The sequence below is a fragment of the Variovorax sp. 278MFTsu5.1 genome (assembly GCF_048305045.1).
Classification (GTDB): Bacteria; Pseudomonadota; Gammaproteobacteria; order Burkholderiales; family Burkholderiaceae_C; genus Variovorax; species Variovorax guangxiensis.
In genome coordinates this window covers 4303878-4329286 of record NZ_CP157622.1, presented here as the reverse complement: position 1 = coordinate 4329286, position 25409 = coordinate 4303878, and the positions used below count along the sequence as shown (strand labels likewise).

Sequence of the window (25409 nt, the reverse complement as noted above, 5' to 3'; positions counted from 1 at the left end):
CTCTATCTCCTTCAGGTTGAGGAGCTCAATCTAAGATTCGGGAGTGCCCTGACCAATCGCGCGTACGCGCGATTGACATTTGATGAACGGTCGCACCGACCGTAGTTTCTCGAGACCCTGTATCTCTCAAAGCAAATGCTAGTGGTGTTGGGCGATGTTCGCGTAGAAACGAGAAAGATGTGAGCATGGCCGTGATCGCCGAACACCTGCGAATGTCCGAGCTGCAGCGGCTCGGAGCATCCGCCCCGCTGATGCAGCTGGCTGCCGGCCAGTGCATCCACGAGGCGTTGCGGGACTCCTGCCTGGGGCCGCCGTTCTACGTCTACAACGGCGCGGACGTGCCCGAAGGGCCCACGCTGGTTCCGCTGTGGGACCACGGCAGCAGGGTCTGCGGCCTCCGGGCGGGAGAGGGCGAGTTGGAGTTCATCGAGTTCAGCATCGAATTGCCTCAGGACTTCGAAAGGGTCGCCGGCACCGAGCAGGGCTTCTGGACGACGCGCTTCGACTTCCTCTACGAATGCGACCTGTCCGATGAAGTGCTGCGCGACGCCGCCGAAGTGGTCGGATTCCGCTTCCTGGAGCGGTACCTGACGGCGAGGGAAGCTTTCGAGGAACAACTGGGCAGCTTCAGCGCCCATCGGGCGTGGCTTCAGGAGCTGGTCGCCGGCATCGACCGGGACGCCACTTCAGCCTGATCGCAGGGCGGGCTGCAACACCGCCGAGAATCCCCGCATGCCTCACGCCGTTTCCCTTCTTCGCGCCGCACGGCTGGCGCGAAGCGCCAAGCCTTTTCTTGCCCGTGGCGGCTTCAAGCGCGAGCGCTGTGCGGGCTGCCGGCTGGTGCCCAGCCACTGCATGTGCGCCATCCGCCCCTCGGTCGCAACGCGCGCGGGCGTCTGCCTGATCATGGCGGACATCGAGCCGCTCAAGCCCACCAACACCGGCTGGCTGGTCGCCGACGTGGTGGCCGACACCTTCGCCTTCGGCTGGGCCCGCACCGAGGTCGATCCTGCGCTGCTGGCGCTGCTGAACGACCCGCAATGGCAGCCCTACGTGGTGTTTCCGGGACAGTACGCGCAGCCGGAGCGGGTGGTGCTGGGCGTGGAGCCGCCCGCTGCGAAGCGCCCGCTCTTCATCCTGTTCGACGCGACATGGGCCGAGGCGCGCAAGATGTTCCGCAGGAGCCCGTACCTCGACCGGCTGCCGGTGCTGAGCCTTCGCCCGGAGCAGATCACGCAGTACAAGCTGCGCAACTCAGGCCGCGAAGACCATTTCTGCACCAGCGAGGTCGCCGCGATGTGCCTGAACCTGGCAGGCGAGCATGCGGCAGGGCAGACGCTCGAAGCCTATCTGCCGGTGTTCTCGCACCACTATCTGCGCGCGAAGAACCAGCAGCCCGTTGAGTGGGACGGTGCCGAGCACCAGCGGCTGCGCGAGGTGGTCGCCGCGCAGGCCTCGTGACGGCCGCCGTCAGGCGATCATCGATTCGAGTTCCGCCGCCAGTTCGCGCGGCGCAGGCATTTCCTGGACGATGTCTTCGGTGATGCCGGCAGCGATGGCCGACTGGCTCGGCCAGACGCCGCCCAGATTGCCCAGGTCCACGCCCTGGCGCTCCAGCGCCACGCGCCACACGGCCAGGTGCAGAACGCCGCCGAGTGCGTCGGCATGCTCCGACTTGTCGGGGCTCACGAAGCTCGAAAGCCCGCCGACCAGGTCGGGCGCGAAGCCCCAGCGCTGCGCCAGCGAGGCGCTCACGTCGCCGTAGTGGTAGCCGAACTCGACCAGCTCCAGCTGCGCGCGCCCCAGCGCCTCGAAGGGATGGAGGGCGTTCAGCGCGGCGATCCGGCCCGGCATCGCCTGGGCCATGATCAGGTGGCCGATGGCATGCATGCTGCCCGCGGTGAACGCCAGGTTGGGGTCCACGTGCCGGGTCTTGGAAGCCAGATACCGCGACGCAGAAGCCACGCGCAGGCTGTGGGCCCAGAAGGCCGGGAGGCTGACGCCTTCCACCTTCCTGAAGGCGCCCGCCAGGCCCGAACTCACCACCACCGAGCGGATCGCCGAGAGCCCGAGCATCAGGATCGCGCCCTGGATCGAGGAAATCTTGCGCCGCAGCCCGAAGAGCGGCGAATTGATCATCTGCAGCACCTTGGCCGCCAGCACCTGGTCGAGTTCGATGCGGTGAGCGACCGCCGAGAAGGACACGTCGTCGTCCCTCAGCATCTCCATCAGGTCGGACACCACCCTCGGAACAGTGGGCAGCGACTCGTCATTGGCAAAGAGTTCGTCGAGTGTCTTCATGGCGCTGGGAGGTGTTATTGCCTTTGTATGCAATGGATTTTCCTCCAGTGCACGCTCCAGTGGGCCCCCGGTTTGCGCCAATCCGTCATTTCTACGGAATCCGGTAGGCATCGAGGGCTGGCGCGCGCTATACCCAATTTCGGCTATGGCATATGAGTCCAAAAGATAACAAGATCTAACAATCTGATACTTCCCGGCCAGCTGGAGGGCTCCGGCGACAGATGGATTCGCGCTTTCCTGTTTGTGCGAATCCGCAGAAAACCAAAGAGGCAGAGGATGTTCCTGAATAGAGTGAGTTCTTGTGGGCGCCGCGGCGCCGTGGCTGGCGCAATCGTGCTGCTGGCCTCCTGCGGCGGTGGCGGCGGAGGTGGTGGCGCAACGGGCTTCGTACCCTTCGTGCCGTCCGTTCCACCGGCCCAGACGCCGGAACCCCCCGTCGTCGTGAAGCACACGGTCGGCGGCACCGTCAGCGGCCTTGCCGGCAGCGTGGTGCTCCAGAACAACGCGGGCGACGACCTGAAGCTCACGGCCGACGGCAATTTCACTTTTGCGACCGCGATCGCCGAAGGCTCGGCCTACGAGGTCAGCGTGCGCACCCAGCCGCTTTGGCAGTTCTGCACCGTGACAAAGGGCAGCGGCAAGGTTTCGGCCGGCGTAGCCGACGTCGCGGTCGCCTGTTCGGCGGCACAGGCGCAGGTGTCGGTGTTCGCCGGCTCCGGCGCCGCGGGCTCCGCTGTCGGCGCCGGCCCTGCCGCATCGTTCTCGCTGCCCTACGGCATCGTCTTCGACAAGGACAGGAACCTGTTCGTCTCCGATGTGCAAACGGGGCTCCTGCGCAAGATCACGCCTGCGGGCGAGACCACGACCATCGCGGGCGGGGGCAGCTTCAACGGCCCGGTGGACGGCAACGGCCCGGCCGCGTACTTCGACGGCCTCGGCGGCATCGCGCTGGACGTCGACGGCAACATCTACGCGACCGAGCTCAGCGGCAATCGAATCCGCAAGATCACGCCGTCGGCCGACGTGACCACCTTCGCGGGCGACGGCGCGAGAAGGACGCTCGACGGCAACGGCACCGCCGCTTCGTTCGCGGGTCCGGCGGGATTGGTCCGCGATGCCACCGGCAACATCTACGTGAGCGAGTACTACAGCCACGTCATCCGCAAGATCACCCCCGCCCGCGACGTCACCACAATCGCCGGCACCCCGAACCTGCCGGGTTTCGCCGACGGCACCGGCGCTGCGGCCCTCTTCAGCGGGCTCTACAGCATGGCGATGGACAAGGACGGCAACCTCTACGCCGCGGACAGTCGCAACAACCGGATCCGCAAGATCACGCCCGGTGGCGTCGTCACGACTCTCGCCGGCTCCGGCACGAGCGGCTCGGCCGACGGCCCCGGCGATACCGCTTCCTTCAATGCGCCGGGCGGCGTCGCGCTGGACAGCGACGGCAACGTCTACGTGGCCGACACGGGCAACAACCTTCTGCGCAGGATCACGCGAGCGGGCATGGTCTCCACGCTGGCCGGCCAGGCGGGAATGACCGGAGCGCAGAACGGCATAGGCTCCGCCGCCAGGTTCAAGCAGCCCTATGGCGTGGTCGTGGACGCCGACGGAACGCTGTACATCGCCGACACGTTCAACAATCTGATCCGCAAGGTCACGCCGGTGCCGGCGTCCTGAAGAAGATTCTTTCTTCCTCTTCTTCTGTCTCAGCGGCTTCTCGCCGGCCCCGAGCGCAGGGGCCGGCCCGCAACCGGCGCATGCCGCGCCATCAGCTCCGCCACCCAATCGATGAACACCCGCAGCTTCGCGCTGACATGCCGGTTCGGCGGAAACGCCACGTACAGCGGCATCGGGTCGAAGCTCCAGCCCTCGAAGAGCGGCACCAGCTCGCCGCTGGGCAGGTGCGCCTTCGCCATGTAGTCGGGCAGCCAGAGCACGCCCAGACCTGCCAGCCCCGCTGCGAGATACGCGTTGCCGTCGTCGACCGATAGCACGTACCGCCCCTGCACCTCGATGCGTTCGCCATCGCGGTACATGGCGTACGGAAAGGTCTTGCCGTTGCGCGACCACAGGAAGCCGACGATGCGGTGGTGCGTGTCTTCCAGTTCGCGTGGATCGGAGGGCGTGCCGGCGCGCTCCAGGTAGCTGGGCGCGGCATACACGCCCAGCCGCAGGTCGCCCACGCGGCGCGCCATGAGCGACTGGTCGGTGAGTTCGCCGCCGCGCACCACGCAATCGACGTTCTCGCCGATCAGGTCGACCATGCGGTCGCTCACGCCCATGTCGAGCTGGATGTCGGGGTAGCGCGCGTGGAACGCGGGCAGCGCCGGCACCAGGATCATGCGGGCCAGCGGGCTGGGCACGTCCACGCGCAGGCGGCCTCTGGGAGAGGCTGATGCGCCCGAAAGGCTGGTCTCGGCGTCGTCCATGTCGGCCAGCAGGCGCACCACGCGCTCGTAGTAGGCCGCGCCGTCGGCCGTGAGGCCGACCTTGCGCGTGGTCCGGTTGAGCAGCTTCACGCGCAGCCTCGCTTCGAGCTGCTGCACCAACTGGGTCACGCTGGTCTTGCTCGTGTGAAGCGTCTCGGCCGCCTTGGTGAAGCTGCCTGCTTCCACTACGCGGGCGAAGGCCTGCATTGCGTCGAAACGGTCCATGGTGCTGTTCCTGAGTTGCCGATTGTTTGGATTCCCCAAACAGTCATTGTCGGCATTGCCCGTTTATCGGCGCGGCGCGAATTCCTAAAGTCCCTTCATCGCATTCATTGAAGAAGAGAGAAAGGAAAGCATTCCATGGCCAAACGCGACGTCGTCTTCCCGCCCGGGCGCCAGGCGCTCTACGAAAAGAACCGTTATTCGCCCGCAGTCCGCTCCAACGGATTCCTGTTCGTGTCGGGGCAGGTCGGCAGCCGCGAGGACGGCTCGCCCGAGCCCGACCTCGAGGCTCAGGTGCGCCTCGCCTTCAAGAACCTGAACGCGGTGCTGGGCGCCGCCGGCTGCACCTTCGACGACGTGGTGGACGTCACCGTCTTCATCGTCGACCCCGAGGAGAACTTCGAGAAGGCCTGGAAGATCGTGCCGGAGTTCTGGGGCGATGCGCCGCATCCCACGCTGACCGGCATCGGCGTGACGTGGCTCTATGGCTTCAAGTTCGAGATCAAGGTGATCGCCAAGCTGCCCGGGAACGGCGAAGGCTGAATCGCTCGCGAAGCCGAAGCGGAGGAATGACGACTTTCTTTGTATGGAGACTGCTGAACAGAGCCCGAACCTCACTTGTTCAAGTGATGCACCGCCCCGCGAATTGACCCACATTCCGCCCTGAGATCCGTGGCTATCGATCGTTCGGCGTGGGGAACGATCACTTCATCACATCGGCAAACCCCCGCATTGAAAGTTCCGGCGCCTTCGATGGAAAGAGGGCGCCTTGCGTCCATTCATCCATCCATCCACTCGAGCAAGGAGCACGGCATGTCTTTCAAGATTCTCTGCTGCGACGGCGGCGGCATTCGTGGCGTCATCACGGCGCTGTTGATCCAGGACCTGGACAAGAGCTTCGGCATCGTCGCGGGCGCGAACGGCTTTGCCGGCACGTCCACCGGCGGGCTGATCTCGCTGGGGCTGGTGAACGGCGTGGCCATCGGCGACATCGTGAACGTCTACGAGAACGACGGCGCCACCATCTTCAAGCCCAACGGCTGGCTGCTGGATGCGCAGGCCAGGCAGCAGGACAGGGCCCCGGCGCAGTCGACGGCAGAACTGCTGGGCAGCGGCCCGGGCATCTTCGAGTGCCAGTACGTCAACACCGGCCTGCAATCGGTCGCGCAGCAGCTGGTGGGCAGCGGCCCGCTGTCGTCGGCGAGCCGCTTCGTGGCCGTCAACTCAGCGCGGCTGTGGGACCCGAGCCAGAACAGCTGGGAGCCCTGCACCATCTCCAACGGCCCGAGCAATGCCTATCGCGGCATCAGCATGGTGGACGCCGCGCTGGCCACCTCGGCCGCGCCGACCTACTTCCCTCCGTACCAGGTGGGCAGCTACGGCTACTTCGCCGATGGCGGCACCTTCGCCAACAACCCGTCGATGACGGCGATGGTGGAAGCGATCTACCAGGGCTACGCGAGCGGCACGTCCGACATCCTGATGCTCTCGCTGGGCACCGGCGTGAACCCGGTGGGCATCTCGCCAAGCTCGGTGTCGAATCCGCTGGACTGGGGCGTCACGCACTGGCTGTGGCCCTTCAGCGATGGAACGGTGCCGGCGACCGCGCTGCTCAACCTCACCATGGACGCCACCGCCGAACTGGCGGCGATCCAGGCCGGCCAGATGCTCGGCGGCAACTACATGCGAGGCAACGTGCCGCTGGCGCAGCCCTTCGGACTGGACGACTACAAGAACGTCGGCGAGCTGGTGAGCGCGACGCAGGACTACATCAAGAACTCGCCCGAGTGGGCGAATGTGCGCAACTGGGTGGAGGCGAACTGGGCCTGAGCCGGCCTCCAGCCGCTGCAATCGCTCAATACTCCTCGAACATCCGCTGAAGCTCCTTCGGATCGTTCGTCTTCGTCAGACCGAGCATCAGGAGGATCCGCGCCTTCTGCGTCGTGTGCATCATCGATGTCACGAAGCCGGCTTCGGTGAACTGCCCGACCGGGGTCACGATGCCGCTCATGGCGCGCGACCCGACGACGATGGCCACGCCCTTCTGGCGCGCGGCCTTCAGGCTCTGCAGCGTGACGTCGGGCATGTTCGCATGGCCGACGCCCGCGTTGACGATGCCCTTCGCGCCGGCTGCGACTGCGGCGTCGACCAGCACGCCGTCGGAGCCCAGGGTCGTGTAGTTGATGTCCACGCGCGGCAGCTTCTGCAGGTTCGACACGTCGAACTCGCTGTGCACGGTGTGACGCTTCAGCGGCTGCGCCACGAAGTAGGGCGTGGAGTTCTGCATGTAGCCCAGGTCGCCGCCGTCCAGGCTCTTGAAGGTGGCGACATTGGTGGTGTTGGTCTTGGTGACGCTGAACGCGCTGCTGATGACCTCGTTCATGCTCACCATCACGCCCTTGTCCCGGGCGCTGGGGTTCGCGGCCAGTGCGACCGCGTTGACCAGGTTCAGCGGGCCGTCCGCGCTCATGCCGGTGCTGGGGCGCATGGAGCCCACGATCACCACGGGCTTGGCGCTCTTGACCACGAGGTTGAGGAAGTAGGCGGTTTCTTCCAGCGTGTCGGTGCCGTGGGTGATGACGACGCCATCCACGTTCTTCGACGCGAGGATCTCGTTGGTGCGCTTCGCCAGCGTCAGCCAGTTGTCGATGCTCAGCTTGGAGCTGCCGACGTTGAAGATCTGCTCGCCCGTGATGTTGGCGAACTTCTGGATCTCGGGAACGGCGGTCACCAGTGCTTCGACGCCCACGGGCTGCAGCCCCTTGCTCAGGCCGTAGTCGGTGAGCGCCAGGCTGTCCGCGCCCCGGCTGGCGATGGTGCCGCCGGTGGCCAGGATCACCACGTTGGGCTTGGCCGGGGCCTGCGCGATGGCATGCCCGGCGCCTCCGAGGAGGCCGATGGCGGTCAGAAACGTCAAGGCGATTTTCTTGGGGTTCATGATTCGACGGTTTTGAAGGAGGGGAACAGAGGAGGGAGAGAGAAAGGGAGGTCCCGGATCAGTGCCGCTGCAGCACCTTGCCCGGCCGCAGGCCGGTGGGGCGCTGCCCGTCCCAGACCCGCTGCCCGTTGACCCACACGCCCTCGATGCCCCGGCTTGCCTGCACGGGGTTGTCGAAGGTGGCGAGGTCCGTCACGCGCTGTGCATCGAAGGCCACCAGGTCGGCCCGCAGGCCCGGGCGCAGCAGGCCCCTGTCGACTAGTCCGTAGTTGCTCGCGGCCAGGCCGGTCATCTTGTGGACGGCGGCTTCCAGCGTGAGCAGTCCCTTGTCGCGAACCAGCCGCGACAGCACGCGCGTGAAGGTGCCCCATTGGCGCGGGTGCGGATGCGGATCGAAGGGCAGCCCGTCGGAGCCGACCATGGTGCGCGGGTGCGCCAGGATGCGCTCCACGTCGCGCTCGTCCATCAGGAAGTAGATGGCGCCCGCGGGTGCGAGCCGCTGCAGCATGGCCTCGTCGTCCAGCCCCCATTCGCGCTGCAGGTCCGCGAAGTCGCGCCCCTGCGCGGACGGCTCGTTCTTCGACCATGCGATGAGCGTGCGGCTCGCCAGCCGCACGCGGTCGAGCCGCAGCATGGTCGAGGTGGCCGGGTAGGGGTGGCAGTCGAGGCAGACAGGCTGCATCGCGCCGGCCTCGTCGATGCGCGAGAGGGTCTGCGTCGACCTGCCATGGTTGCGCTCGCCCGCCAGCTTGTGGTGCGAGAACACGACGCGCGCGGTCAGCGCGCGCCCGATCTCCAGGGCTTCTTCGATCGCCTCGTCGATCCGGTCGGATTCGTCGCGCAGGTGCACCGCATAGACCATGCCTCCTCGCCCCCGCATGGTTTCGCCGATGTCGATGATCTCCTGCGTGGTGGCGTGCTGCGCGGGCGGGTAGAAGGTGCCGGTGGACATGCCGAACGCGCCGGCGTCCAGCGCTTCGGCGAGCAACTGCCGCATGGTGTCGCATTCTTCCGCCGTCGCGGCCCGCTGCAGGTCGTCCATCGCGCTCACCCGCAGGCTGGCGTGGCCCACGAGGGGAATCACGTTGACCGCCGCGGGCGTCTGCCGCAGCGCGTCCATCCAGGAGGAGAAGCTCGCGTAGCGGAACAGCTCGGGCGGCCCCAGCAGGTCGAGCGGCTGGGGCAGGGGGCTGCCGGGCGGCACGGGCGCGAGGCTCACGCCGCAGTTGCCGGTCACCACCGTGGTCACGCCCTGCGAAACCTTGGGCACCATGTCCGGATGCGCCAGCAGGTAGCCGTCGTCGTGGGTGTGGGAGTCGATGAAGCCGGGCGCCAGGGCCAGGCCGTCGAGTTCGACGACTCCGGCGCCAGCGATCTCGCTGCCTGGCGGCAGGATGTCCGCGATGGTGTCGCCCTCGATCAGCACGTCCGCGCGGCGCGGCGGGGCGCCGCTGCCGTCGATCACCGTGCCGCCGCGCAGCAGCAATTGTTGTTGCGCGGATGGGGTCGCGAGGTCCGCCATCAGTCGAGCTTCTCGATGCGGTTGCGCTCGATCAGCTCGCCCCAGCGCTTGGTCTCGCGGTCGATGGTGCGCTGGAAGTCGGCGGGCGTGCCGCCGGCCGGCACGGCGCCGAGCTTGGCGAGGCCCTCGCGCACGCTGGGGGTGGCCAGCGCTGCGTTGATTGCGGCGTTGAGCTTCTCGATCACCTCGCGCGGCGTTCCGCGTGGCGCGACCACGCCGCCCCAGGCCACCGTCTCGTAGCCTTTGATGCCCGCTTCGTCCAGCGTGGGTACGTTCGGCAGCAGCGCGATGCGCTTGGCGCTGCTAACCGCGAGCGCGCGCACCCGTCCGGACGAGACCAGCGGGCCGACCTCGGAAGAGTTGGCGAACAGGTAGTCGATGCGGCCGCCCATCAGGTCCTGCAGCGCGGCGGGGCCGCCGTTGTAGGGCACGAAGAGCACGTCGATGCCGGCCATGCTGCGGAACAGTTCGCCGCCCATGTGGCCCGTGGTGCCGATGCCGGGGGCGCCGAAGGACAGCTTGCCCGGCTGCTTGCGCGCTGTGGCCACCAGCCCGGCCACGTCCTGGATGGGCGAGTCCTTGGGCACGATCAGCACGTTGTAGAGGTCGAAGGCCTGCGCCACCGGCATCAGGTCGTGGTCCACGTCGTAAGGCAGCTTCTTGAACAGCGTGCGGTTGACCGCCAGCGTGTTCACGTTGCCGTAGCCGATGGTGTAGCCGTCGGCCGGCTTGCTCTTGATCTGCAGGATGCCGATGTTGCCTGCTGCGCCGGGGCGGTTCTCGATGACCACCGGCACGCCGAGCGACTTGGAGACCTCGTTGGTCACCAGCCGCGAGAGCACGTCGGGCGAGCCGCCGGCCGCCGAGGGCACGACGAAGGTGATGGGGCGGTCGGGCCAGGCGGCCCACGTCGGGGCCGAAGCTGCCAGCAGGCCGAAGGCGGCGGCCAGCACGGCCATCGGGCGGGAGAACTTGCGATGGATCATCGGAAGGGTCTTTCGTGGAAGTGGAAAAGGAGGCGAAAAGGGGAGGCCGCCTCAGTGCTGCTGGCGGCAGTGCGCGATCGCGGCCAGCGCCAGCGCGTCGATGGAGTCCGTGAGCACGCAGTCGAACGCGCCGCGCCGGTGGTGCGGAACCGCCAATGGCAGCTCGGTACAGCCGAGCACCACGGCCTGCGCGCCGCGTGCGACCAGCGCGCGGATGCCTTGTGCGGCCGGCTCCCAGGCGGCATCGATCTGCCCGGCCTTGACCGCCGCGATGGACGCTACGCAGTGGCGTTGCACGTCGTTAGCTTCGGGAACGATCGCCTCGTACCCCGCCTGCTCCAGCGCTCGCTGGTACAGGCCGAGCGCCAGCGTGGCCGGCGTGCCGAGCACGCCCACCTTGCCTTGCACGACACTGTGGCGCCGCAGGTTCTGCACCACCGCCTCGGCGATGTTCAGCACCGGCAGCCGGGTCGCGCCTTTCAGGTCGTCGAACCAGAGATGCGCGGTGTTGCAGGGCACGGCGATGCAGCCGGCGCCCGCCGCCTCCAGCAGGCGGATGCCGCGCTGCATGGCGGGCAGCGGGCTCTCGCCGCCTTGGAGCATGGCGCTCGAACGATCGGGGATGCGAGGGTCGTTGCACAGGATCGTCGGAATGTGGTCCTGGTCGACGGCAGCCTCTGTCAGCTGCACCATCCGCAGCGCGAAGGTCGCGCCCGCCAGCGGCCCCATGCCGCCGAGGATGCCCAGCGCCCTTGGCGCGGATGGGTGCTGCTGCTGCCCGCTCATGGCAGCGGATCTCCAGCGCCCGTGCGCTCGACGATCAGGCGGTAGTGTTCCGGACGGCGGTGCTTGGCGAAGTTGAAGACGTGCTCGCGGAAGTGCGCGCCCAGCGCAAGGTCGGCGCGCACGCAGATGACCTCGTCTTCCTCGCTCACCGTGCGCGCCACGATCTCGCCGCTGGGCGCCACGATCACGGAGCTGCCGATCATGTGGTGGCCGTCCTCCGACCCGCACTTGGCTGCAGCCGCCACCCAGATGCCGTTCTGGTAGGCGTTGGCCTGCAGCGAGATCAGGTGCGTGGTGGTGCGCAGGTGCACCGGCTCGTTCCAGTGGATGTTGAGCGAGGGCGTGTTGTAGCCGAGCACCACCACTTCGGCGCCCTGCAGCGCCATCACGCGGTAGGTCTCGGGCCAACGGCGGTCGTTGCACAGGCACATGCCCATGCGCACGCCGTCGGTGTCGAAGGCGCGGAAGCCCAGGTCGCCGACCTCGAAGAACTTTTTCTCCAGATGCTGGAAGGGCGCCTCGGGCTTGTGCTCCGAATGGCCGGGCAGGTGGATCTTGCGGTAGCGGCCCGCGATGTTGCCGTCTCGCCCCACGATCACGGCCGAATTGAAGCCGCGCCCGTCCTCGGTGAGTTCCGCGTAGCCGAGGTAGAAGCCCACGCCGAGCCTGCGGGCCTCGTCGAAGAGCGGCTGTGTCGCCGGGCCGGGCATGCTGCGCTCGAAGAAGCGCTCATGGGCTTCTTCTTCGCTCATCCAGTAGCGCGGAAAGAAGGTGGTGAGCGCGAGCTCGGGGAAGGTCACGAACTCCGCGCCGCGGCTGTGGGCCTGGCGCAGCATGTCGACCAGCCGGGCCACCACCGACTCGCGGCTGTCGGACAGGTGGACCGGGCCCATCTGGGCGACCGCAAGGCCGAGAAAACGTGGGGGAATGGCGGGGCGCGATGTCATTTGAACCTTCTTCGTTGCAGCCGTGTGACTGGTGCAATCGATTATTCGAAGCGGTGCCCGTGGCGTCGAATGACGATTTGTCGCTCGGGTTTAACAACACGCTAAAGGTCCGCCTTCCGGTGGTGCGCACGCGCGCGCCTGCACCGGGGCAGGGCGCGGAGGCATCGGATGAGGGCCGCCGCAGCGGGCGGAGAAGAAGGGAGAAGGGGGCGCGGCGCCCCGGCTCGTCAGCGCAGGATCTCGTCGTCGTCCGCGAGCGGCAAGGCCAGCCCGCGCTGCAGCAGCACGCTGTGCAATGCGCGCAGCAGCGCCTGCGCCGCTGGCGACAGGGGCTCGGTCTGCAGGTACACCAGGTCGGCCACGATGGGCAGCGCGTCGCGCACCGGTATCGCCTTGAAAGACGACCCGAGCCAGCCCTGCAGCGAGTACTCGTCCACCAGCGCGATGCCGGCCCCGGCATGCACCAGCGAGCAGGCGTACTGCGGCGAGGTGACCTCCACGCTGATGCGCGGCGCGGCATCGCGCGTCTCGAACATCTGGTCGATGCGCAGGCCCAGCGGCGAGCCGTGCGGATAGCCGATGAACTCGTGGGGCAGCAGTTCGTCGAGGCCGACTTCTTCGAACGCGGCCAGCGGATGGCTGCGTGGGCAGATGCACATCAGCCGGCTGCTCGCCAGCGGCCTCGTCGCAAGGTTCGGATGGTCGACCGGAAAGGTGGAAATGCCCAGGTCGGCCCGCTGCTGCAGGATGCGTTCCTTCAGCGCCTCATGCGTGAGGCAGTGGAAATGAACCTGCACGTCGGGCATGGCGTTGCGCAACTGCGCGATCGCCTGCGGCACCAGCGTCTGCCCGATGCTGGGGCTCGAAAGAATGCTCAGCAGACTGCGCCGCCGCAGCGCAAGCTCGTGCGAAAGACTGCCGATGCGCTGCACGCCGCCGTAGACCTGCTCGACCTCCAGATACAACCGTCGCGCCTCCGCCGTCGCATGCAGCCGCCCCTTCACGCGCTCGAAAAGCAGAAAGCCCAGCCGGCTCTCGGTATGCGAGAGCAGCCGGCTGACGGCAGGAATGGATACGTGAAGCAGCCGCGCCGCGCCGCTCACGGAGCCGGTGATCATCACCGCGCGGAACACCTCGATCTGTCGCAGGTTCATGCTTGAATTTGCAGCCCGAGCTTGAACCGAACTACGCGCCCCGGCCTCCTTTGCCGATTCGGGTGCTGGTCAAGCGTGGCCGGCATGTTCGAAAACCCGATTCCCGAAGGCATGGCGATAGCGGTTGCGGACGGTGAGTACAAAGATATTCAGAATTATCCCCGCCTGACCGAGTTTTCGGGCTTCAGCCAGCTGAACCCTTTTCAGGCAGCAAGGCGTTCATGACGAAACGCGTCGGTCCACTGGCGCCCCGGTCACTGACCGCGAGGCCGAGCTGCCGCCACAGGGCCGGGCTGAGCGGACGCACCGCGATGCGAGGGTCGCGCGCGCTCTGTTGCGATTCCTCCGGCAGCAGCGCTGCGCCGTAGCCCGCGGCAACCAGCGTTCTGATCGCGTCGTTGTAGTTGAGCTCGATGCGCGGCCGGCAATGGACGCCAGCCGCGGAGAACCATTCCGCGGTAAGCCTGTAGAGACGCGTGGAGGAGTCGTTCATGATCAACGGCTGCTGGGCTAGCCACTGCGGGGTCAGCCGCTTCGGTGCCTTCCAGTCTGCCGGCAGGAAGGCGACGACCGCCTCGCGCCGCAGGGGCGTGACATGGACGCCCCGCACGGGCGCCTGCGGCAGCGCCACGACCGCCAGGTCCAGGCTGCCTGCGGCGAGCCGGGCCATGCTCTCATTGGAGGTCAGCACCTGCACGTTCACGTCGATGCCGGGATGGTTGCGGGCGAGGCGTCCGAGCGCGGGCGGCAGCAGATGCGCAATGGCACCCGTCGAGGCACCCACCCGCACGCGGCCCGTCTGGCCCGCGAGCTGGCGTCGGACGTCCTCCACTGCTTCGTCCGCGTCGGCCAGCAGCCTGCGGGCACGCGCGATGAAGCGCTCTCCCAGGGCGGTAGCTTGCGCGGGCCCCCGCCCTCGAACGAGCAACTGGCCACCCAGGCGCGACTCCAGCTCAGCGATCTGGACGGTGACCGTAGGTGCCGCCAGGTGAAGGGCGCGCGCGGCGTTGGCCAGGGAGCCGAGGTCGGCGATGGCGACAAGGGTGCGCAGATGGTCGAGGCTCAGTTCTCGCATGGCGCAAATTTAACTTTTCTTAATTCCGGGTTCCATATATTTAGCTGGAACCATCGAGGGCGGATGCCTACGATCGCTCTCCATGGACCTCAAGATCTTCATCGACGGCGATCAGGGCACCACCGGCCTTGACCTGCAGAACCGGCTCCGGGGCGGGGAATTCCGCATCCACACATTGCCGGCGAACCTGCGCAAGGACGCGGCTGCCCGACGGGCCGCTCTCAACGAGTGCGACATCGCCATCCTTTGCCTGCCCGACGCTGCGGCACGCGACGCGGTGGCGATGATCGAGAACCCTTCGGTGCGCGTGATCGACGCCAGCTCGGCTCACCGCACCAGCCCGGGCTGGGTCTACGGCCTGCCCGAGCTCGATGCACGGCAGGGCGAACGCATTGCCTCGGCAGCGCGGGTCACGAATCCGGGCTGCTATCCCACCGCCGCGGTTGCCCTGCTGCGACCGTTGACGGATGCGGGCCTCTTGCCCGCCGACTATCCGCTTGCCATCCATGCCGTCTCGGGCTATTCGGGCCAGGGCAGGGCGGGGGCGGAAGCACACGAGGCCGGGGCGGGAGCGCATTCGTTGAAGGTTTACGGCCTTGCACTCGAGCACAAGCACGTGGCGGAAATGGAGGCCTACGCCGGCCTGACGGCGCGGCCCATCTTCGTGCCGGCCTATGGCAGCTACCGGCAGGGCATCGTGCTCGCCATCGGATTGCACGCGCGAATGCTTCCCTCTGATGTCTCGGGCCTGCGCATCCACGAATGCCTTGTGGAGCGATACCGCGATGCCGCGCATGTGCACGTGCTGCCGATGTCGTCTGCCGTGCCGATGACCGAGCTGGACCCGCAAGTCCACAACGGCTCAAACGATATGAGTCTGGCCGTCGCGTGCAATGAACGTACAGGTCAGATCGTCCTGGGCGCGGTTCTCGATAACCTGGGGAAGGGAGCCGCGGGCGCGGCATTGCAGAACCTGCGACTGATGGCGAGCGCTTCACGGCGCACGTTGTGAATTCGATGCAGAGCGAACGCTTTCGGACGGGGCCGATGTCTGCAGCAGAGGCAGACCTGCCCGCTATCGAACCCGCCTCGGAACATCGCCAATGATGGTCGCGCGCATCATGTGGCGTTCCGAGGGGTAGTAGTCGGACACCGCGTAGTGCTGGACCGCCCGGTTGTCCCAGAAGACGATCGTGTCCGGCTCCCAGTGCACGCGCACCTGGTATTCCGGGATCTTGGCCTGGCGCACGAGCAGGTCGAACAGTTCGCGAATCTGGGTCGGGGTATCCATGCCCCAATCCGAGCCCAGGACTTCCCGGTAGTTGGCGATGTGCGTGGTGTGGATTTCGTTCACGTACAGGATCGACTCCCCGGTTTCAGGGTGCGTGATGACCACCGGATGTTCCACGGCGCGATGCCGATCCCGATGCGCGGCGCGTTCGTTCGGATCCATCTTCTTGAACAACGCGACATTGACGTCGTTGACTGCCACCATGCCGTCGATCTTGCGCTTGACCTCCTCCGGCAACCCGGCATAGGCCTGAACCATGTTGCAGAAGATGGTGTCTCCTCCAACTTCCGGGCACTTGATGCAACGAAGAATCGAACCCATCGAGGGTTTCTCGTAGAACGCGGTGTCGGAGTGAAAGAGGTTCTCGGCTCCCTTCTTTTCCCTGGAAGCCTTGAGTTGAACAAGCTCGGGAAAATCCGCGTTGGCGGCCAGCAGCGGATTCTGCGTCTCGAGATCGCCGAACTTCCGGGCAAACGCCACATGCTGCGCGGGGGAGACAGGCTGGCGCCGGATGACCAGCACCCGGAAAGCCAGCAGCAGTGCACGAATCCTGGCGATGCCGTCGTCATCGAGATCCGGCAGAAACAGATCCTGCAACTCCAGACCGAGCGACGGGGCCAGTCGACGGGTCTTCCAGCCCGAAGGCAATCCTTCGAGAGCTTGCTTCATGGCCGGGCTCGATTCGACAGGCGTCCAGCGTGAAGCCATTTCATCGGCAATGTTCAATGACATTCTTGTCTCCATTCAATTTATCGATGCAATTCAACGAGCGGAACCTCGGGCCCGGTTCGCACAGCTTTTTCCTATTCCGCAGTCACTCCTGAAACCTTGATGAATTCCTGCCAGCGCGGAACCTCCTCCTGGAGGAACTTGCGGAATTCCGGGGGTGATCGAACCGCTTGTCTTCCTCCAACCTGCTCGATCAAGGCCGTGTACTCGTCGGTTTGCAGGATGGCCTGCACTGCGTTCCAGATCTCCGCGACCTTGTCCGGCGCGACACCGCTGGGCGTCAGCAGGCCGACCCATGGCACGACATCGAATCCCGGAAGCCCCGATTCGGCAACTGTGGGAATCGATTCGAGCTTGGGCAGCCGCTTCGCGCTGCTGATGGCCAAGGCCTTGATGCGGCCGCCTTGCAAGAGCGGCGTCGCGGCAGCCACCCCTTCGAAGGTCACCTGCACCTGGCCTGCGGCAAGGGCCGTCAGGGACGGCGCAGCGCCCTGATAGGGAACGTGCACGAACTTCAGTTGGGTACGCCGGATGAACTCCGTCATCGCGAGATGCGAAACGCTTCCCACGCCCGGCGATGAGAAACTGATCTCCCCCGGATGACTCTTCGCATAGCTGACCAGCGACTCCACCGAATCGATCGGCAGCTTGGAATTGACGAGCAGCAGCAGCGGGGTGTCGTACAGCGTCGCGACCGGCTCGAAGTTCTTCAGCGTGTTGTATCGCACGGCCTTGAAGAGGATCGGATTGATGACCAGCGCCGAAGATGCCGAGAAGGTCAGCGTGTTCAGGTCGCCGGTCGATCTGGCGACGTTGCCCAGCGCGATGCTTCCGCTTTGACCCGGAACGTTCTCGACAAAGAAATTGCGGTCCAGCTTCCTGCTCAAGGCGGATGCCAGGTATCGCCCCACCGTGTCGACGGATTGACCCGGTGGGTAGCCGATGACGATCCGCGACGAGCGCTGGGAAGCGTCGCTTGCCTGCGTCTGCGCCTCTGCCTGAGCCTGACCGGACATGCCGATGGAAAGCAGGCCCATGGACGCAGCAATCCACACGAACAGGAATCGAACTTTCATCCGTTGTCTCCATCGTTGCTCTAAGAGATGGCGCCCAAATCACGTGCACGCACCGTGTGCGTCTGCGCTCAATTGCCCGAATGGCTTGTCATCGAACAATCATCGAACCGGGGTGAGGGCCTCGTCCAATACCGTTTGGCCGGGCAGGCATATGGGAATCGTATGGGGGCGGTCGAGGCCGCCGAAGCGGCGCCCGCCGCGTTCAGAGCTGCGGATGAGCCAGATCGATCCGAGGAGTCTTCGCTGCTCGCGCGCCAGCCTGTGGTGTCGCTGCGCAGCCTGGGCGGGTTGGCCCGCGCCGTCCGACTCGCTACGCGGGCTGCAGCGGCCCGGCGAGCTTGTAGGTATTGAGAAGTAGGCCGGACGGCGTCGTCTTCGTGCTGGCGAGTTCGAAGGAACACCCCGGCGTCCCCTCGGCGAAGAGGCGCTTGCCCGTGCCCACCAGCACCGGGTAGACGATCAGCAGGACTTCATCCGCAAGCCCATGCGCCAGCAGGGCAGATGTCAGCGTGGAACTGCCCCACAGCACAAGGTTGGGGCCGGCCTGCGACTTGACGCGCCGCACGCCCTCGACCAAGTCCGGCCCGACGCCTTCGAACGGCCCCCACGCGAGGCTTTCCGGACGATGGGTGACGACGAACTTGGTGGCCGCATTCAGGCCATCCGACATCGGGCCGCTGGGCGCCTTCGGCCAGTAGTCCGACCACATGTCGTAGGTGCGCCGGCCCAGCAGCAGATCGAAGCGCCCGCCGTGCGCGGCAAGCACCTCGTCCCGGCCGGCGGGAGTCCGGTAGGGCGCGGTCCAGTCGGCATAGGGGAAGCCGTCTTCGCTGGAGGGCTGGATCACGCCGTCGAGCGACACGTGCTCCATGAGCTTGAGCTTTCTCATCCGGGTCTCCGTGTTTGACTGTTGGGGTTGGAGGGACTGCGGATGCTGAACCGTCGTCCAGCTTCGCGCAACTCTGTCGTCCCAAACTTGACTAGCTCTGTCCGCAGCGCTTACATTGCCCCCGCCTCGTGATGAGCGGGGCCGGGTTTGGAAGCCCGCCGACATCCTGCGACGAGAGCCGCAGCCACCGCACTGGTCTGCGGCTTTTTCGTTTGCGCCTAATTTTTAGGCGGCTCGAACGGGAGGGCTCGCGCCCTGCCGGTTTCCGCAAGGATGTCCCGGTCTTCCAACCTGTTCGAGCTGCCGCCCTTGTTTGGAAGCGAGGGCGTCGGTTTCTGCAAATCGACATCCTTGGGAGGCCCAATCATGGCCAATGCTTCTTCAAACGACGCGGCAAGCGCCGACGCTCGCTGCACTTGCACGCCTTATCGCCCCGACGCCCAGTTCAAGCCTTTCGAATGGGTTCAGGGCGACCGGCTCGGAGACTCTTCGCAACAAAGCCAGGCCGCATTCCTCAACGATGCCCGCGACGTGGTGCAGGGCGCGCAGACGCTGATCCAGTTGCTTGGCTGGGACGAAGACCGGCGCGATGCCGCTTCGTCCGACGCAGACCCCGCGCCACTCTTCGATGCCTGCCAGCGCAACTCGCTGCAGCGGCTGCTCTCGGCGACGCTGGGTCTGCTTCATGCCCGGATCGAAATCCAGTGCGAGGCGATGACGGGGTAGGGGCCTCAATTGCCCGGCGGCATCCGCTCGAATCTCGTCAGCGCCGGGTCCTGCGCGTCCCATTCGTGCCCCCGCACTGCATAGGTCACCGCCTGCGGCCTGAACCGGCTCGGGTCATCAAGGCTCGCTGCATGCACAGTGATGACGTCCGGCATCGCCGCATAGGTCATGTAGACGGGCGAGCCGCAGGTGGGGCAGAACGCGCGGGTCTTGACGTTGCCGCTATCGCCGACCATGTCCCACAGCGTGGCGTTGCCGGTCTGCTTCGCGCCGCCGCGCGGAAAGCTCAGGTACGAGCCGTGGCCGGTGCCGCTCTTGTGCTGGCAGTCGAGGCACTGGCAGTGGTTCTGGAAGATCGGCTCGGAGGGGATCTCGTAGCGGATCGCGCCGCATGCGCAGCCGCCGGTGTAGGAGGAGTTCATTTGTCTTGTCCTTTCGAGGTTGCCTGGACAGCGAGAGCTGGCGGGAGGCAACGAATTTATTTGGACAAGGGCAGGGCGGGTGAGTAACAAGTTCGTCGCGAATGGGCGCCGCCCCGGGGGCTCAGGCTTCCTCCTCATTGTCAGCACGACGCGCTTCAACTTGCGCAAAAACACACGTTGTGGGGGCGCGAGGGCTTTGGGCTGGCTGGCGGCACATGCCCGAATCGATACCATGCGCCGGGCATCGCCAGGGCATCTGGCCAATCAAGGGAGGACAATGTCAACAGACATGAATACAGTTGGGCGTGCACAGCACTCGGAGCCAACCTTCACGCTCTATGGGCGGATCGCTGCGACGTATGCGGGGTACATCGGGCGTCCCTACGCCGATCTGCATTTGTCGCTCATCATTGACGATGCCTACAACGGCATCACCGTGATTGATGGACAGCCCACCTTCGGGGAAGCAGGTTTGCACAATCTCTTGCGCATCAGGACCAACATCTACACCAACGAGTTGCCCGGCGGGGTGATCGTCAAGATTCCGCTCGATCCGCCGGCCGGGATGAGTCGCGAGACCTTCGCGCGTGAGTTGGTGATTCGTGCCACCAACTTTGCAAGCTATGTCTCACCCTATCGTCCTCCGGCCAAGCTGCGGGGCGACAAGATGAATCCCGGCGAATACAACAGCAGCTCGTACTTGGCTGCGCTCCTCAAAAGCGTGATGGGTTACGTGCCAGCGGTCCATGTGATCGGCTACCAAACACCCGGGTGGGAGCAACCCATGCCATTGCATTTCTTCAAGGGCGAGGCGCTGCGATGAAGCCGAGCTGGCGACTTGGCTCGCACATTGCGCTCTGGGCGATTGCTTCACCTCTGGTCGAGATGCTGGCAGGGTTCATCGGGACCAAGGCGTTCTCCGCACTGGGAGCGTTTGCACCGACCCTCACCCTTGTCCTCGAGGGCGCGATTCTCTTGGGCTGGGCGGTCTGGATCTATTGGCGTCACGTGCCTGGCGCACCAACGGCCGGCCGCCGCATCGCGTACGCCATTGCCTTCGGGTGCGTGCTGTTGGCTGCCGGTTATGCCGCTCTGTGGGCGGCCTGGATACTGGCGACCCTGCTGTTCGGTGCGTAGGCGGCGCCCGGCGTGACCATCAGGTGCGCTGGAATTTGCTTGATGTAACGCGAAAGAATTGTTATTTGAGCGGCTCCGGCGTTGAAGTTCTTACAACTTCGGCCCCGTTCATGCCGCTTTCAGACGGTAAAGTCCTGTCTCCCGTTTCGGACTATTTCCGAATCTTTTCCTGCCGCCTCCACCCCGGTCGCTTTCCCGCCTTCTCGCGCGCTCTTCTCCATGTCCAACCTCATCGTGCACGGCGGTACGCCGCTGCGTGGCCGCATTACCCCCTCCGCCAACAAGAACGCAGTGCTGCCGGTGCTCTGCGCCACGCTTCTCACCTGGGAGCCGCTGCGCCTGCATGGGGTGCCCGACATCACCGACGTGCGCAAGATCCTGGACATCTTCCGCACCCTCGGCAGCGACGTGCGCATGGACCACGAAACGGGCACGCTCGAACTGCACCACCGCGAGACGGCCTTCGACGCGTCGCGCCACCGGCTGCCGGAGGAGATGCGCTCGTCGATCATGCTGGTGCCGCCGCTCTTGGCGCGTTTCGGCGTGGCGCGTCTGGAGGACAACGTCAAGGGCTGCACGCTGGGCGTGCGCGAGATTGATCCGCACGTGGAGGTGTTCCAGCGCTTCGGCGGCGAGGTGGAGCGCACCGAGGGCTCGCTGCTGGTGCGCAGCAAGGGCCGGCTGATGCCCACCGACCACTGGCTGGACTACGCCTCGGTCACGACCACCGAGAACTTCGTGCTGTGCGCGGCGGCAACCGACGGTACCTCGACGCTGACCAACGCGGCCTCGGAGCCGCACGTGCAGGAGTTCTGCCGCTTCATGTCGATGATCGGCGTGCGCATCGAGGGCATCGGCACCTCGCGGCTCACGGTGCACGGCGGCGGCACGCTCAAGGGTGGCGAGTTCCGCTTCGACGAAGACTTCCACGAGATCACCACCTTCCTGGCGCTGGGCGCCATCACCGGCGGCGACGTGATCGTGCGCAACAGCGCGCCCGAGAACTTCCCGCTGCTGGACCGCACCTTCGCCAAGTTCGGTGTGCAGATCGAGCACAAGGAAGGCTGGTCGCGCGCCATCCGCAGCGGCCCGCTGAAGGTGCAGACGCCTTTCACGAGCAACGTGCTCACCAAGGTGGAGGCCGCACCGTGGCCCTACTTCCCGGTGGACCTGCTGCCGATCTTCATCGCGCTGGGCGTTCGTGCCGAAGGCAACGCGATGTTCTGGAACAAGGTCTACGACGGCGCGCTGGGCTGGACGGGCGAGCTCTCGAAGTTCGGCGCGCACGTGTTCTCGTCCGACCCGCACCGGCTCATCACCTTCGGCGGCAATCCGCTGACGCCGGCGGTGGTCGAGAGCCCGTACATCATCCGCGTGGCGATAGCGCTCTTCATGGTGGCGGCCAGCATCGAGGGCCGCTCCGAGATCCGCAACGCGGCGCCCATCCGTCGCGCGCATCCGCGCTTCGTGGAGAACCTGCGCAGTCTGGGCGTGCAGGTGGAGTGGACGAGCGAGGAGTGAGCTGAAGCGGGGCGATGACCCTGCCGCCGCGGCGACCTCCGGCTTGGCCGGAGAATGGCCGGCATTCGACGAAACAGAAGGAGCGCCCTCGAATGACCACGCTGCAACAACTCCTCGGGACGGAACTTCCGCTCATCCAGGCCCCGATGGCCGGCATACAGGTCAGCGCGATGGCCATCGCGGTCAGCAATGCCGGCGGCCTGGGCTCCCTGCCGGCGGCCATGCTGGGCACCGACGCCCTGCGCAGCGAGATCGCCGCGATCCGCGCTGGCACCGACAAGCCCTACAACGTCAATTTCTTCTGCCACACGCCGCCCGTGCCCAGCGCCGAGCGCGAAGCCACCTGGCGCACAGCGCTGGCGCCTTACTACGCCGAGTACGGCATCGACGCCGCGAGCATTCCGGCCGGGCCGGGGCGCAACCCCTTCAGCGCCGAAGTGGCCGACTTGCTGGCCGAGTTCCGGCCGCCGGTGGTGAGCTTCCATTTCGGGCTGCCTTCCGAGGCGTTGCTGGCGCAGGTGCATGGCTGGGGCGCGAAGGTGCTGGCCTCGGCCACCACGGTCGAAGAGGCGCTGTGGCTCGAGGCGCATGGCGCCGACGCGGTCATCGCGCAGGGGCTGGAGGCAGGCGGGCATCGCGGCCATTTCCTCTCGCACGACCTGACGAAGCAGCTCGGCACCTTCGCGCTGCTGCCACAGCTGGTCAAGGCGGTGAAGCTGCCGGTGATCGCCGCGGGCGGCATTGCGGATGCCGATGGCGTGGCGGCGGCGATGTCGCTGGGCGCGGCGGGCGTGCAGATCGGCACGGCCTACATGCTGACGCCCGAGGCGACGACCAGCGCGCTGCATCGCGCGGCGCTCAAGAGCGAGGCGGCGCGGCACACGGCGCTCACCAATCTCTTCACCGGGCGGCCGGCGCGCGGCATCGTCAATCGCGTGATGCGCGACCTGGGCCCGATCGGTTCGGCGGCTCCTGAGTTTCCGCTGGCCACCTCGGCCATCGCACCGCTGCGCGCCAAGGCCGAGGCGAAGGGCAGCGGCGACTTCTCTCCGCTGTGGTCGGGGCAGAACGCGACCGGCTGCCGCGAGATTCCGGCGGCCGAGCTCACGCGTGCGCTGGCAGAAGGATTCCGCCGATAAGAACGACAAGAGAAAAGTCCAGGACCATGACCCAGCTTCACCTGCCCCTGAAATTCCTCGCGCACGGCGCGCAACCCGGTGTTCGCGAGCCCTGGCTGCTGGTGCTGATGCACGGCGTCGGCAGCAACGAGCAGGACCTGTTCGGCCTCGCGCGGATGATGCCGCCGCAGTTTCACGTGCTGAGCCTGCGCGCGCCCTATGTGCTGTCGCCCGACTCCTACGCGTGGTTCGAGTTCGAGGTGCTGCCCGGTGGCGAGCGCCGCATCGACGAGGAGCAGGAGCGCGAGAGCCGCTTTCTCGTCAGCGAGATGGTCGCCTCGGCCGCGCAGCAGCTCGGCGTGTCTGCCGATCGCGTGATCGTCGGCGGCTTCAGCCAGGGCGGGATCATGGCGCTGTCGCTGCTGCTGACCAAGCCCGAGAGCGTGCGCGCCGCGATGGTGTGGCACAGCCGGCTGCTGTCGCAGATGGTGCCGCACATCGCGCCGCCCGAGGCCTTCGAGGGCAAGGCGCTGTGGGTGAGCCATGGCAGCGCCGACAACGTGATTCCGCCGAGCGCGGCGCAGGCCACGCGCGAACTCGCGCGCACGCTGCCGCTGGCGCTGTCGGGCACGGACTTTCCGGGCGCGCACGAGATCCGTCCGGCCGAGCTGCAGGCCACGCTGGCGTGGCTGCAGTCGCTGAGCGCGCAGGCAGGCCCAGCTTGAACGACTGAACTTCAGCGCGGTCGCCGCGTCACAGGGCGTTACGACGAGGCGGGCCGGCCATGACCCGATCTGGTGCACCATAGCCGCTCGCCTTCCTGACACTCCAGCACAAGGAACCGCCCCTATGTCCGACAGCGACACCCGCGACACCCCCGAGTTCAGGCCCCGCCGCGAAACGCCCATAGGAACCATCGTCGTCGGCGTGCTCGTGCTGCTCGCGGCCGCGTTCTTCGGCTGGCGCTGGTACCAGCAACAGCAGCAGGCCCCCGAGGCCACGCCGGTGGCCACGGCCCCGAACGACGGGGCGCCGCCCGCGCCGGCACCCGCGCCCGCACCTCAACCCCAGGAACCGCGAAACCCGATGGACGGGATCGCGGTGCCCGACGCGGGCCTGACCACTGCCACCGACACCGATACACGCGTGATGAAGGCGCTCGTCGACCTGTTCGGCAGCAAGAACGTGGCCGACTTCCTGCAGTTCGACGGCATCGTGCGCCGCTTCGTGGCGACGGTGGACAACCTCGCGCGCGAGCAGGCGCCCGCGAGCGCGTGGCCGGTGCAGCAGACCAAACAGCGCTTCATCACCTCGGGGCAGGGCGACAAGCAGGTCATCGCCGCCAACAACGCGGCGCGCTACAACCCGATCGTGCTGTTCGCCGAGTCGGTCGATCCGGCGAAGGCGGCCAAGGCCTATGCGCGGCTCTATCCGCTCTTCCAGAAGGCCTATGAAGAGCTGGGCTATCCGGGGCGCTACTTCAACGACAGGCTCGTCGCCGTGATCGACCACCTGCTGCAGGCGCCCGAGCCCGCCGGTCCGGTGCAGGTGCGGCTGGTCGAGGTGAAGGGCGACGTTCCCTCGCAGCGCCCGTGGGTGCGTTACGAGTACGCCGATCCGCAGCTGGAGGCCATGTCCTCGGGCCAGAAGATCATGGTGCGCATGGGCCTGGAGAACGAGCGCAAGGTGAAGGCCGCCATGCGCGCCTTCCGCGAGCAGGTGGCCACGGGCGACGTGGCCAGGAAGAAGCAGCCCTGACGCAGCGGGCGTTCTTCCGGCGCTCCGTGTAGGCGCACACCGATTGCATGCCCTGCGGTTGTCGCGGAGGCTTGGTTGCCGAAACCCAAGCTCCGGAGGACAACCGTATGAACCAGATGAGCGTCGACCTCTACCAGAGTGCCACCGATTCGGAGAAATTCCTCGCGCTTCCCGCGGGCACAGACCCCGCCGAACTCATGGGTCCGATGACCTTCGACCGGGACTACGCGCAGATCAAACGTTACCGCGAGGCATTCATGTTCGATCCGTCGGAGGCCTATGCGGGCGTCAATGCCGCGAAGATCGCGGCCGACATCCTCACCGTGAAGTGGGCGATCTACCGCCGCGACCCTTCGTCATAGAAGGACGCGGCTTC

Annotated in this window: 27 protein-coding genes; 14 read left to right on the top strand and 13 right to left on the bottom strand. The window is 66.5% G+C overall.

Going from position 1 to position 25409, the window contains the following annotated elements; translation table 11 throughout:
• Positions 1 to 185: 185 nt before the first annotated feature.
• Both ABL844_RS20135 and ABL844_RS20130 read left to right on the top strand, forming a co-directional pair.
• The gene (locus ABL844_RS20135) at positions 186 to 695 is read left to right on the top strand and encodes a hypothetical protein (protein ID WP_418128684.1); all 510 of its coding nucleotides are present in this window, start codon (positions 186 to 188) and stop codon (positions 693 to 695) included.
• Positions 696 to 732: 37 nt separating this feature from the next.
• Positions 733 to 1461 (top strand): tRNA-uridine aminocarboxypropyltransferase, encoded by a 729-nt coding sequence (locus ABL844_RS20130; RefSeq protein WP_184636852.1) that lies wholly within the window; start codon positions 733 to 735, stop codon positions 1459 to 1461.
• A 9-nt stretch (positions 1462 to 1470) separates the two neighbouring features.
• Here ABL844_RS20130 and ABL844_RS20125 read toward each other — a convergent pair whose 3' ends face one another.
• Positions 1471 to 2301, bottom strand: coding sequence for an HDOD domain-containing protein (locus tag ABL844_RS20125; RefSeq protein ID WP_369661735.1), 831 nt, complete (start codon positions 2299 to 2301; stop codon positions 1471 to 1473).
• A gap of 318 nt (positions 2302 to 2619) precedes the next feature.
• On the opposite strand from ABL844_RS20125, the gene ABL844_RS20120 reads away from it, so the two are divergent.
• Positions 2620 to 3984: an NHL repeat-containing protein gene (locus tag ABL844_RS20120; RefSeq protein WP_418128683.1), complete on the top strand. Its 1365-nt coding sequence runs from the start codon at positions 2620 to 2622 to the stop codon at positions 3982 to 3984.
• 29 nt (positions 3985 to 4013) lie between these two features.
• Here ABL844_RS20120 and ABL844_RS20115 read toward each other — a convergent pair whose 3' ends face one another.
• The gene (locus tag ABL844_RS20115; RefSeq protein WP_418128682.1) at positions 4014 to 4961 is read right to left on the bottom strand and encodes a LysR substrate-binding domain-containing protein; all 948 of its coding nucleotides are present in this window, start codon (positions 4959 to 4961) and stop codon (positions 4014 to 4016) included.
• A gap of 135 nt (positions 4962 to 5096) precedes the next feature.
• Here ABL844_RS20115 and ABL844_RS20110 point away from each other — a divergent pair, with 135 nt between their 5' ends.
• A complete protein-coding gene (locus ABL844_RS20110) occupies positions 5097 to 5501 on the top strand; it encodes a RidA family protein (protein ID WP_418128681.1) in 405 nt (134 codons plus the stop codon).
• Between the two features lie 270 nt (positions 5502 to 5771).
• Complete coding sequence (locus ABL844_RS20105; RefSeq protein ID WP_418128680.1) at positions 5772 to 6788, top strand: patatin-like phospholipase family protein; 1017 nt, start codon at positions 5772 to 5774, stop codon at positions 6786 to 6788.
• Positions 6789 to 6813: 25 nt separating this feature from the next.
• Here the strand turns inward: ABL844_RS20105 and ABL844_RS20100 are convergent, their stop codons facing one another.
• The 7 genes from ABL844_RS20100 to ABL844_RS20070 all read right to left on the bottom strand — a co-directional run bounded on the left by ABL844_RS20100 (position 6814) and on the right by ABL844_RS20070 (position 14366).
• Complete coding sequence (locus ABL844_RS20100; protein ID WP_418128678.1) at positions 6814 to 7896, bottom strand: type II asparaginase; 1083 nt, start codon at positions 7894 to 7896, stop codon at positions 6814 to 6816.
• A gap of 58 nt (positions 7897 to 7954) precedes the next feature.
• Positions 7955 to 9418, bottom strand: a complete 1464-nt coding sequence (locus ABL844_RS20095) for an N-acyl-D-amino-acid deacylase family protein (RefSeq protein WP_418121492.1) — start codon at positions 9416 to 9418, stop codon at positions 7955 to 7957.
• Positions 9418 to 10404 (bottom strand): Bug family tripartite tricarboxylate transporter substrate binding protein, encoded by a 987-nt coding sequence (locus ABL844_RS20090; protein ID WP_184636863.1) that lies wholly within the window; start codon positions 10402 to 10404, stop codon positions 9418 to 9420. Before ABL844_RS20090 ends, ABL844_RS20095 begins: the two co-directional genes overlap by 1 nt.
• Positions 10405 to 10455: 51 nt before the next feature.
• Positions 10456 to 11190, bottom strand: coding sequence for an aspartate/glutamate racemase family protein (locus ABL844_RS20085; protein ID WP_418128677.1), 735 nt, complete (start codon positions 11188 to 11190; stop codon positions 10456 to 10458).
• Complete coding sequence (locus ABL844_RS20080; protein WP_418128676.1) at positions 11187 to 12137, bottom strand: N-carbamoyl-D-amino-acid hydrolase; 951 nt, start codon at positions 12135 to 12137, stop codon at positions 11187 to 11189. The genes ABL844_RS20085 and ABL844_RS20080 overlap by 4 nt, the downstream gene beginning before the upstream one ends.
• Positions 12138 to 12364: 227 nt before the next feature.
• On the bottom strand, positions 12365 to 13291 hold the full coding sequence (locus ABL844_RS20075) for a LysR family transcriptional regulator (RefSeq protein ID WP_126021892.1): 927 nt from the start codon (positions 13289 to 13291) through the stop codon (positions 12365 to 12367).
• A 184-nt stretch (positions 13292 to 13475) separates the two neighbouring features.
• A complete protein-coding gene (locus tag ABL844_RS20070) occupies positions 13476 to 14366 on the bottom strand; it encodes a LysR family transcriptional regulator (protein ID WP_418128674.1) in 891 nt (296 codons plus the stop codon).
• An 82-nt stretch (positions 14367 to 14448) separates the two neighbouring features.
• Between ABL844_RS20070 and argC the strand changes: the two genes are divergently transcribed.
• The gene (gene argC / locus ABL844_RS20065) at positions 14449 to 15378 is read left to right on the top strand and encodes an N-acetyl-gamma-glutamyl-phosphate reductase (protein WP_418128673.1); all 930 of its coding nucleotides are present in this window, start codon (positions 14449 to 14451) and stop codon (positions 15376 to 15378) included.
• 63 nt (positions 15379 to 15441) lie between these two features.
• Here the strand turns inward: argC and ABL844_RS20060 are convergent, their stop codons facing one another.
• The 3 genes from ABL844_RS20060 to ABL844_RS20050 all read right to left on the bottom strand — a co-directional run bounded on the left by ABL844_RS20060 (position 15442) and on the right by ABL844_RS20050 (position 18351).
• A complete protein-coding gene (locus tag ABL844_RS20060; protein ID WP_418121488.1) occupies positions 15442 to 16389 on the bottom strand; it encodes a TauD/TfdA dioxygenase family protein in 948 nt (315 codons plus the stop codon).
• 71 nt (positions 16390 to 16460) lie between these two features.
• A complete protein-coding gene (locus ABL844_RS20055) occupies positions 16461 to 17462 on the bottom strand; it encodes a Bug family tripartite tricarboxylate transporter substrate binding protein (protein WP_184636871.1) in 1002 nt (333 codons plus the stop codon).
• 310 nt (positions 17463 to 17772) lie between these two features.
• Positions 17773 to 18351, bottom strand: a complete 579-nt coding sequence (locus ABL844_RS20050; RefSeq protein ID WP_418128672.1) for a dihydrofolate reductase family protein — start codon at positions 18349 to 18351, stop codon at positions 17773 to 17775.
• A 366-nt stretch (positions 18352 to 18717) separates the two neighbouring features.
• Here ABL844_RS20050 and ABL844_RS20045 point away from each other — a divergent pair, with 366 nt between their 5' ends.
• Positions 18718 to 19077, top strand: a complete 360-nt coding sequence (locus tag ABL844_RS20045; protein ID WP_418128671.1) for a hypothetical protein — start codon at positions 18718 to 18720, stop codon at positions 19075 to 19077.
• Positions 19078 to 19082: 5 nt separating this feature from the next.
• On the opposite strand, the gene ABL844_RS20040 is transcribed toward ABL844_RS20045, so the two are convergent.
• Positions 19083 to 19499: a GFA family protein gene (locus tag ABL844_RS20040; RefSeq protein ID WP_418128669.1), complete on the bottom strand. Its 417-nt coding sequence runs from the start codon at positions 19497 to 19499 to the stop codon at positions 19083 to 19085.
• Between the two features lie 79 nt (positions 19500 to 19578).
• Between ABL844_RS20040 and ABL844_RS20035 the strand changes: the two genes are divergently transcribed.
• From ABL844_RS20035 to ABL844_RS20005, 7 genes are all read left to right on the top strand, one after another.
• The gene (locus tag ABL844_RS20035; RefSeq protein WP_418128667.1) at positions 19579 to 20322 is read left to right on the top strand and encodes a hypothetical protein; all 744 of its coding nucleotides are present in this window, start codon (positions 19579 to 19581) and stop codon (positions 20320 to 20322) included.
• A complete protein-coding gene (locus tag ABL844_RS20030; RefSeq protein WP_418128666.1) occupies positions 20319 to 20636 on the top strand; it encodes a hypothetical protein in 318 nt (105 codons plus the stop codon). Before ABL844_RS20035 ends, ABL844_RS20030 begins: the two co-directional genes overlap by 4 nt.
• A gap of 219 nt (positions 20637 to 20855) precedes the next feature.
• Positions 20856 to 22157, top strand: a complete 1302-nt coding sequence (locus ABL844_RS20025; protein ID WP_418128665.1) for a UDP-N-acetylglucosamine 1-carboxyvinyltransferase — start codon at positions 20856 to 20858, stop codon at positions 22155 to 22157.
• 92 nt (positions 22158 to 22249) lie between these two features.
• Positions 22250 to 23296 carry an NAD(P)H-dependent flavin oxidoreductase gene (locus ABL844_RS20020; protein ID WP_418128664.1) on the top strand — a complete coding sequence of 349 codons (1047 nt, stop codon included), beginning with the start codon at positions 22250 to 22252 and terminating at the stop codon, positions 23294 to 23296.
• Between the two features lie 26 nt (positions 23297 to 23322).
• Positions 23323 to 24000 carry an alpha/beta hydrolase gene (locus ABL844_RS20015; protein WP_418128663.1) on the top strand — a complete coding sequence of 226 codons (678 nt, stop codon included), beginning with the start codon at positions 23323 to 23325 and terminating at the stop codon, positions 23998 to 24000.
• Positions 24001 to 24124: 124 nt separating this feature from the next.
• Positions 24125 to 25033 carry a DUF3014 domain-containing protein gene (locus ABL844_RS20010; RefSeq protein ID WP_418128662.1) on the top strand — a complete coding sequence of 303 codons (909 nt, stop codon included), beginning with the start codon at positions 24125 to 24127 and terminating at the stop codon, positions 25031 to 25033.
• Between the two features lie 107 nt (positions 25034 to 25140).
• Complete coding sequence (locus ABL844_RS20005; protein ID WP_418128661.1) at positions 25141 to 25395, top strand: hypothetical protein; 255 nt, start codon at positions 25141 to 25143, stop codon at positions 25393 to 25395.
• Positions 25396 to 25409 lie beyond the last annotated feature (14 nt).

What these genes read in the sequence shown, in the direction of transcription:
- ABL844_RS20105 (WP_418128680.1), top strand. Translation starts at nt 5,772, where the DNA reads ATGTCTTTCAAGATTCTCTGCTGCGACGGCGGCGGCATTCGTGGCGTC.
- ABL844_RS20020 (WP_418128664.1), top strand. Translation starts at nt 22,250, where the DNA reads ATGACCACGCTGCAACAACTCCTCGGGACGGAACTTCCGCTCATCCAG.
- ABL844_RS20095 (WP_418121492.1), bottom strand. Translation starts at nt 9,418, where the DNA reads ATGGCGGACCTCGCGACCCCATCCGCGCAACAACAATTGCTGCTGCGC.
- ABL844_RS20125 (WP_369661735.1), bottom strand. Translation starts at nt 2,301, where the DNA reads ATGAAGACACTCGACGAACTCTTTGCCAATGACGAGTCGCTGCCCACT.
- ABL844_RS20025 (WP_418128665.1), top strand. Translation starts at nt 20,856, where the DNA reads ATGTCCAACCTCATCGTGCACGGCGGTACGCCGCTGCGTGGCCGCATT.
- ABL844_RS20080 (WP_418128676.1), bottom strand. Translation starts at nt 12,137, where the DNA reads ATGACATCGCGCCCCGCCATTCCCCCACGTTTTCTCGGCCTTGCGGTC.
- ABL844_RS20060 (WP_418121488.1), bottom strand. Translation starts at nt 16,389, where the DNA reads ATGTCATTGAACATTGCCGATGAAATGGCTTCACGCTGGACGCCTGTC.
- ABL844_RS20130 (WP_184636852.1), top strand. Translation starts at nt 733, where the DNA reads ATGCCTCACGCCGTTTCCCTTCTTCGCGCCGCACGGCTGGCGCGAAGC.
- ABL844_RS20070 (WP_418128674.1), bottom strand. Translation starts at nt 14,366, where the DNA reads ATGCGAGAACTGAGCCTCGACCATCTGCGCACCCTTGTCGCCATCGCC.
- ABL844_RS20030 (WP_418128666.1), top strand. Translation starts at nt 20,319, where the DNA reads ATGAAGCCGAGCTGGCGACTTGGCTCGCACATTGCGCTCTGGGCGATT.
- ABL844_RS20135 (WP_418128684.1), top strand. Translation starts at nt 186, where the DNA reads ATGGCCGTGATCGCCGAACACCTGCGAATGTCCGAGCTGCAGCGGCTC.
- ABL844_RS20055 (WP_184636871.1), bottom strand. Translation starts at nt 17,462, where the DNA reads ATGAAAGTTCGATTCCTGTTCGTGTGGATTGCTGCGTCCATGGGCCTG.
- ABL844_RS20110 (WP_418128681.1), top strand. Translation starts at nt 5,097, where the DNA reads ATGGCCAAACGCGACGTCGTCTTCCCGCCCGGGCGCCAGGCGCTCTAC.
- ABL844_RS20015 (WP_418128663.1), top strand. Translation starts at nt 23,323, where the DNA reads ATGACCCAGCTTCACCTGCCCCTGAAATTCCTCGCGCACGGCGCGCAA.
- ABL844_RS20050 (WP_418128672.1), bottom strand. Translation starts at nt 18,351, where the DNA reads ATGAGAAAGCTCAAGCTCATGGAGCACGTGTCGCTCGACGGCGTGATC.
- ABL844_RS20100 (WP_418128678.1), bottom strand. Translation starts at nt 7,896, where the DNA reads ATGAACCCCAAGAAAATCGCCTTGACGTTTCTGACCGCCATCGGCCTC.
- ABL844_RS20010 (WP_418128662.1), top strand. Translation starts at nt 24,125, where the DNA reads ATGTCCGACAGCGACACCCGCGACACCCCCGAGTTCAGGCCCCGCCGC.
- ABL844_RS20075 (WP_126021892.1), bottom strand. Translation starts at nt 13,291, where the DNA reads ATGAACCTGCGACAGATCGAGGTGTTCCGCGCGGTGATGATCACCGGC.
- ABL844_RS20085 (WP_418128677.1), bottom strand. Translation starts at nt 11,190, where the DNA reads ATGAGCGGGCAGCAGCAGCACCCATCCGCGCCAAGGGCGCTGGGCATC.
- ABL844_RS20115 (WP_418128682.1), bottom strand. Translation starts at nt 4,961, where the DNA reads ATGGACCGTTTCGACGCAATGCAGGCCTTCGCCCGCGTAGTGGAAGCA.
- ABL844_RS20005 (WP_418128661.1), top strand. Translation starts at nt 25,141, where the DNA reads ATGAACCAGATGAGCGTCGACCTCTACCAGAGTGCCACCGATTCGGAG.
- argC (WP_418128673.1), top strand. Translation starts at nt 14,449, where the DNA reads ATGGACCTCAAGATCTTCATCGACGGCGATCAGGGCACCACCGGCCTT.
- ABL844_RS20040 (WP_418128669.1), bottom strand. Translation starts at nt 19,499, where the DNA reads ATGAACTCCTCCTACACCGGCGGCTGCGCATGCGGCGCGATCCGCTAC.
- ABL844_RS20045 (WP_418128671.1), top strand. Translation starts at nt 18,718, where the DNA reads ATGGCCAATGCTTCTTCAAACGACGCGGCAAGCGCCGACGCTCGCTGC.
- ABL844_RS20090 (WP_184636863.1), bottom strand. Translation starts at nt 10,404, where the DNA reads ATGATCCATCGCAAGTTCTCCCGCCCGATGGCCGTGCTGGCCGCCGCC.